The organism is Pseudomonas donghuensis, from assembly GCF_000259195.1.
Taxonomy (GTDB): Bacteria; Pseudomonadota; Gammaproteobacteria; order Pseudomonadales; family Pseudomonadaceae; genus Aquipseudomonas; species Aquipseudomonas donghuensis.
In genome coordinates this window covers 167,096-173,600 of the sequence record NZ_JH650760.1, presented here as the reverse complement: position 1 = coordinate 173,600, position 6,505 = coordinate 167,096, and the positions used below count along the sequence as shown (strand labels likewise).

The following is a 6,505-nucleotide window of genomic DNA, read 5'->3' as shown; positions in this document are numbered from 1 at the left end:
GGGCGCCCGCCGAAGATCGGCACCATGAACGAGTAGAACACCCGGAAGGTCGCCCCCGACAGCCCCGGCAAGGCCGCCAGCCAGAACAGCTGGTCGGTGCTGAAGCTGAAGCCGATGGCATTCAGGCGCACGATCACCGTGCTCCACACCATCCACACGGCAAAGGCCAGCAGCAGTGCGGGGATCGAGATCCACAGGTTGCGGGTAGCGGTCTTTTTGCCGCTACGGCCCCAGAACGCGGGATCTTCCGGGCGCCAGTCGTGAATCACCGGGCCTTTGTCAGGCGTGTTAAGAACCGACATGGTCTTCTCCTTGGGCAATGCTGGAAAACGGGGACGCGGTCGCTGGAGGCTGTTTGCCCAGCAGCGGGCGCTTGCGGATTTCGCTGAAGTACATCCAGGTGAGCGACACCCAGACCACGCCGTACATCAACATGAAGCAGGAGGAGCGCACGCCGGTGAGGTCGACCAGCGCGCCGAACAGAATCGGCAGGATGAAGCCGCCCAGGCCGCCGGCCAGGCCGACGATGCCGGACACCGCGCCCATGTTGTGCGGGTAATCGTTGGCGATGTACTTGAACACCGAGGCCTTGCCGAAGGCGAAGGCGATGCCCATGACGAACAGCAGCACGGTGAACAGCGCCGGGTTCAGGCCGATGTGAAAGTCCAACGGGCCGTTGATGGTCTGCACCTGCAGCTGGGTTTGCGGGTACGACAGCAGGAACAGGCAGATCCAGCTGACCCACAGCACCCACCAGGTCACGCTCTGCGCGCCCCAGCGGTCGGACATCCAGCCACCGACGGCGCGCAGCACCCCGCCCGGCAGCGAGAAGCAGGCGGCCAGCAACGCCGCGCTTTGCAGGCTGAAGCCGTATTCCTGGACGTAGTACTTGGTCATCCACAGCGCCAGGGCCACGTAACCGCCGAAGACGATCGAGTAGTACTGGCAGTAGCGCCACACCGCAGGCTCGGCCAGGGCCTTGAGCTGTTCGCCCAGGCTCGCCCCCGAAGCGCTGCGGTGGGCCTTGTTGTCGGCACTGAGAAACCAGAACAGCAAGGCAGTGATGAACAGGATGGCGCTGAACACCTTCGGTACCAGTTGCCAGCTGCCGGCGGCAATCAACGCCGGGGCGAGGAACTTGGTCACCGCCGCCCCGGCGTTGCCGGCGCCGAAGATGCCCATGGCCAGGCCCTGGTTGTCCTGCTCGAACCACTTGGCGACATAAGCGATGCCGACCGAGAACGAGCCACCGGCAAGCCCGACGAACAAGCCCAGGACCAGGAACTGCCAATAGGCGCTGGCGTGGCTGATCAGGTACAGCGGCAGCACGCAGGCCAGCATAAGCAGAAAGAACACACTGCGCCCGCCGAAGCGGTCGGTGAGCATGCCCAGCGGCAAGCGCACCAGCGAGCCGGTCAGCACCGGGGTGGCGGCCAGCAGGCCGAACTGGGTTTCGTTGAGCTGCAGCAGTTCCTTGATCGGCACGCCGAGCACGGCAAACATCATCCAGACCATGAAGCAGACGGTGAAGGCCAGCGTACTCATGCCCAGCACCAGGCCTTGGCGTATTCGCGGTTGAGTCATCTTGGGTCTCCAGTCAGGTAGCCATGGCCGGCAGACTAGAGAGGCAAACCCCGAGAAAACTTGACCCCGATCAAAGAAGCCCTGGCACCCCTGGGCCTATGCTTGTACTGCCTACCTCCAACGAGGTAGCACCGAAAAACCTCTAAACCCTTTGTTTATCAGGGTGTTGCCAGTTTCCCACCGGGCTTGGCGGTAAAACTGGCGGTTGAAAACTCTTTAGAGGTAGAGCGCCAGGGACAGGCTGCGAAACGATCAGTTGCAACACCCTGGAGTGCTCCATGTACCGTTTTCCCCTCCTCACCCCTGGCCCGCGTCCATGATCGGCTGGCTGCGCAGCTCGTTGCCCGCGCGCGCGGGCCTGGCGGTGATTCTGATCGCCGTGCTGGCCCTGGCCAGTTCGCTCAGTGCCGGCCTGATCGCCTGGTTCAGCCAGGGCGATGCCGCCGCCATCAACACCGCCGGCTCCGTGCGCATGGAGACCTACCACCTGAGCTGGAAGCTGGCCGCCGGCGCCGAGCGCGCCGACCTCGAACGCATTCGCGACAGCCTGCAGCAGCGGCTCAACAGTCAGGCGCTCATAGCCGTGCTCGAAGACGGCAACAACCTCGAGCTGCAGGCCAGCTACCAGCAATTGCAGCAGTACTGGCAGCAGACCCTGCTGCCGGCCTTGCAACGTGGTGACGCCACGGCTTTTCAGGCCAGTACCCTGCCCTTCGTCAACCAGCTCAATCAGTTCGTCAACCTGCTGCAGCGCCAGAGCGAACACAAGCAGGGCTGGCAACAGGTGATCCAGGGCGCGGCGCTGTTCACCACCATGATCGTCCTGCTGTTCGGCCTGTACGAGCTGCAATACAACGTCATCACACCGTTGAAAGAGTTGGTGGACGCCACCCAGCGCTTTCGCCGCGGCGAGTTCCAGGCGCGGGTCAACCACCAGTCCGAGGACGAGCTCGGCGAGCTGGCCACCAGTTTCAACGCCATGGCCGAGACCATCGAACAATCCCACCGCACCTTGGAAACCCAGGTCCGGCAAAAAACCCTCAACCTGCAGCAGGCCAACGCCGCCCTCGAGCTGCTGTACCAAAGCAGCCGCAGCCTGGCCACCCGGCTGGCCAACGCCGAGGGCCTGGATGAGCTGATCCGGCGCTTTCAGCAACGCTTGCCGGGCCTGCGCCTGTCGCTGTGCCTGCAAGGCCAGTTACAGGCCCCGGCCCAACAACTGCTGGCCCTGCATGGCGCCGACAGCCGCAAGATCTGCGCCAGCAGCGATTGCGCCAGCTGCCAACGCCACCAGCGCACCCACCATCACACGTTCAGCATCAGCAACCAGGGCAGTACCCTCGGTGAGCTGAAGGCGCACTTTATCGACGGCCACGAGCCGCAAGCCTGGGAGACCGAGCTGATCCAGGCCCTGGCCAACCTGATCGGCACCTCGCTGTCGCTCAAGCGCCAGCGTGAACAGGACCACCGCCTGGTGCTGCTCGAAGAGCGCGCGATCATCGCCCGCGAACTGCACGATTCCCTGGCCCAGGCGCTGTCGTACATGAAGCTGCAGGTCAGCCGCATGCAGACGTTGATGCGTCGTGGCGAGCCGGTGGCGACCCTGGAGAACGTCACCGCCGAGCTGCGCGAAGGCCTGAACAACGCCTATCGCCAGTTGCGCGAACTGCTCACCACCTTCCGCCTGCAGATTCACGACGCCGGCCTTGTGCAGGAGCTCAAGGACACCGCCGAGGAGTTCTCCCGCCGTGGCGAATTCCAGGTGCACCTGCACGTCGACAGCCTGGCCTTCGAGCTGTCGGCCAGCGAGCAGATCCACATCCTGCAGATCACCCGCGAGGCGCTGTCCAACTGCCTGCGCCATGCCCATGCGCAGAACGCCTGGCTGCAATTGCGCCAGTATGGCGAAACCGTCTGCCTGTCGATCGAGGACGACGGCCGTGGTTTCAGCGGCACCCACGACCTGCGCGAACACCACGGCCTGAACATCATGGACGAGCGGGCCCGCAGCCTGCGCGGCCAGTTGCAGATTGTTGGCCGGGAGCCGCAAGGCACCCGGGTACAGATGGAATTTCGCCCGGAGTTTCTCGGGCACCTGACAGAAGGTAACCCTGCATGACCCCCTCCCCGCGCTACCGAATCCTGCTGGTCGACGACCACCCGATGATGCGCCGCGGCATCCGCCAGATGCTCGAACTGGAAGACGACTTCGAGATCGTCGGCGAAGCCGGCCACGGCGAAGAAGCCCTGGCCCTGATCCCGGCGCTGCAACCGGACCTGGTGCTGCTGGACAACAACATGCCGCAGATGAACGGCATCGAAACCCTGCGCCATCTGCGCAGCCAGGGCTTTGCCGGCAAGGTGCTGCTGTTCACCGTGTCCGATGCCGAGGACGACATTCGCGACGCCCTGCGCCTGGATGCCGACGGTTACCTGCTCAAGGACATGGAACCGGAGCTGTTGATCCAGTATATCCGCGACGCCATGAACGGCGCCCTGGTGATCAGCCCCGGGCTGACCCGGGTGATGGCCCAGGCCCTGCGCTCACCGCCGCGCCAGCCGGAGGTGGAGCTGACCGAGCGCGAGCGCCAGGTGCTCAAGACCATCGCCAGCGGCTACAGCAACAAGGTCATCGGCCACAAGCTGGGCATCACCGAGGGCACGGTCAAGGTCCATGTGAAAAACCTGCTGCACAAGCTCGGCCTGCGTTCGCGGGTAGAGGCGGCGGTGTGGGCCATGGAGCATCTGCGCCAAAGCGCCTGAGCCCCTGTTGCAGATGCCCCTTTGGAGGTAGACCGGCGGAGGCATAGGCCGCCGGCGTCGGGGGTTTTACCATAGGCGCCAGCGGAGGTACGCCATGCTGACCCACCCTTCTACCGTTCTGGTTTTACGTCGTCATCACTTGTTCAGCCAACTGCCGGACAACGTTTTCGAAGCCGTCTGTGGCCTGGCCATGCTCCGGCGCCTGAGCTGCCATGACACGCTCATGCACCAGGGCGACCCGGCCAAGCGCTTCTTCTTGCTGGTCAGTGGCCAGATCAAGCTGTACCGGCTCAGCGCCGAGGGCCAGGAACATCTGGTGGAGATCATCCAGCCGGGCCAGACCTTTGCCGAAGCGCTGCTGTTCAGCCAGGCGCGCAGTTACCCGGTGACGGCCACGGCGCTCAAGGACTGCGTGTTGATCAGCATCGATGGCGCCCATTACCGCAATGCCCTGGAAGACCAGCCACAGGTGTGCCTGGCCATTCTGGCGAGCATGAGCATCCACCTGCACCAGCGTCTCAGGGACATCGACACCCTGACCTCGGCCAGCGCCAGCCGCCGGGTGATCAACTTCTTGCTGCAGGAATGCGACCCCGACAGTGGCCGGGTCGAGTTGCAGGTGTCCAAGCGCCTGGTGGCCTCCAAGCTGGGCATCCAGCCAGAGACCTTTTCGCGCACCCTGCACCGTCTGGTGGAACGCGGCCTGATCGCCATGGAACGGCGCAGCATCCACATCCTCGCCGCCGATGAGCTGGCCGGTTACTCGGGTTAGCCCCAGTAGCCGGCCCTGCCCTCAACTGGCCGCCAGGCCCTTGCCGGCGCGCTCCAGGTTGCGCCACAACCACACCGGCAACACCTCGGGGTCGAGGCTGTCGATCAGGTTCTTCAGGGTCAAACCCAGCTCGGTGTCGCCCTCGATCACCAGGCGGCGGCGGAAGAACAGCGTGTCCGGGTCCTCCTGACGGCTGGCCAGCAAGAGAAACTCGCGCCAGTTGCCGCGAATGGTGACATCGGCCTTGGCCCGCTCGGCGATCTGCAGGCCATCGCGGTTGCGGGTCAGGTACCAGGCCAGGTCCAGGTCGGGAATCCGCAGGCACAACCAGCGCCCGCGCAGCAGGTCGAACTCACCGTCGCGCAGGGGCTCGGCCAGGCAGCGATTAAGCGCCTGCTGCAAAGCAACCCGCTGAATCACGAACGGCACCCGACGGATCAGCGGCAGCACCCGGTCGGCACCTTTCAACAGCCATTGCGTGCGGTTCAGCACAGGCCCACCTCCTCGACCCGCAACATGCCCGCCTGGCCGTGCCAGTAGCCGTTGCAACCTTCGACAAACAACGGCGGCGCCTCGCCCTGGCGCACCCGGGCAAAGGCCTGAACCACCTCGACCATGCCCTGGGCCCGCGGGCTCAGGCGCAACAGGTCGGCGCCGCAGGCCTCAAGCCCCGGGTAGTCGGCCAGCAAGTTGGTGACCTCGGCCGACATGGTCTGGATGCCGTTCAGGGTGAACAGCGCCTGGCCTTCCTGGCTACTCAGGGCCAGGCCGTCGGGGTAGTTGATGCAGCAGAACTGGCAGTCGTCCTTGGGCCGGTTTTCGGCACGGGCGGTAAAACAGCGCGCCGAGTAAGCCAGCGGCAGATGCCCATAGGCAAAGACTTCAACCTCAGGCAACTCACGGTTCAACTCAACGGCCTGGTCGAGCACCGCGCGGATCAGTGTGGCCGAACACTCCACCGGCGGCACCCAGCGGATCATCCCGCAATCGAGCAGCTTGGCCAACGCGTGGCCGTTGTACAGGTTGAGCGCGGGGCCGGCCACGAACGGCAGCTTGCGCTCAGCCAGGTACTGCACCGCACCCATGTCGTTGGCCTCCACCAGCAGCTCGCCGTTGTCGCACAAGCGGCGCAGGCTGGAGAGCTCGGAAGCGGCTTCGATCAGGGTCAGGCTCGACAACACGATCTGCGCCGGGCTGCAGGCCTGCAGCTCGCGGCCCAGACCAAGCCAGTGATCGAGGTTCATGGCCCGGCGTTTCGAGCACACGGTTTCCCCCAGATAAATCACATCCAGGGGCAAGGCCGACATCTCGCTGTAGAAACGCCCCAGTTGTTCCTTGTCCCAGTAATACAGGACGGGTCCCAGGCTGAGCTTCATGTCCAGTCCC

General features: G+C 64.6%; 6 protein-coding genes and 1 pseudogene. 3 read left to right on the top strand and 4 right to left on the bottom strand.

The features are described from left to right. Both UW3_RS29380 and UW3_RS28660 read right to left on the bottom strand, forming a co-directional pair. Positions 1-302, bottom strand: a pseudogene (locus UW3_RS29380) (nitrate/nitrite transporter); the annotation flags it as partial. Next, positions 289-1,584, bottom strand: coding sequence for an MFS transporter (locus UW3_RS28660; RefSeq protein WP_010221942.1), 1,296 nt, complete (start codon positions 1,582-1,584; stop codon positions 289-291). The pseudogene UW3_RS29380 and the gene UW3_RS28660, both read right to left, overlap by 14 nt. A 316-nt stretch (positions 1,585-1,900) precedes the next feature. Between UW3_RS28660 and UW3_RS0108585 the strand changes: the two genes are divergently transcribed. The 3 genes from UW3_RS0108585 (at position 1,901) to UW3_RS0108575 (ending at position 5,119) form a co-directional block, all read left to right on the top strand. Continuing rightward, positions 1,901-3,703: a HAMP domain-containing protein gene (locus UW3_RS0108585; RefSeq protein WP_010221940.1), complete on the top strand. Its 1,803-nt coding sequence runs from the start codon at positions 1,901-1,903 to the stop codon at positions 3,701-3,703. Then, a complete protein-coding gene (narL, locus tag UW3_RS0108580) occupies positions 3,700-4,347 on the top strand; it encodes a two-component system response regulator NarL (protein ID WP_010221939.1) in 648 nt (215 codons plus the stop codon). Before UW3_RS0108585 ends, narL begins: the two co-directional genes overlap by 4 nt. A gap of 94 nt (positions 4,348-4,441) precedes the next feature. After that, a complete protein-coding gene (locus UW3_RS0108575) occupies positions 4,442-5,119 on the top strand; it encodes a Crp/Fnr family transcriptional regulator (protein WP_010221938.1) in 678 nt (225 codons plus the stop codon). Positions 5,120-5,140: 21 nt separating this feature from the next. Here UW3_RS0108575 and ubiT read toward each other — a convergent pair whose 3' ends face one another. Then, positions 5,141-5,611, bottom strand: a complete 471-nt coding sequence (gene ubiT, locus UW3_RS0108570) for a ubiquinone anaerobic biosynthesis accessory factor UbiT (protein ID WP_010221937.1) — start codon at positions 5,609-5,611, stop codon at positions 5,141-5,143. Then, entirely contained in the window at positions 5,605-6,495 is an 891-nt protein-coding gene (locus tag UW3_RS0108565; RefSeq protein ID WP_010221936.1) for a U32 family peptidase, read from the bottom strand. Before UW3_RS0108565 ends, ubiT begins: the two co-directional genes overlap by 7 nt. Positions 6,496-6,505: the final 10 nt, after the last annotated feature.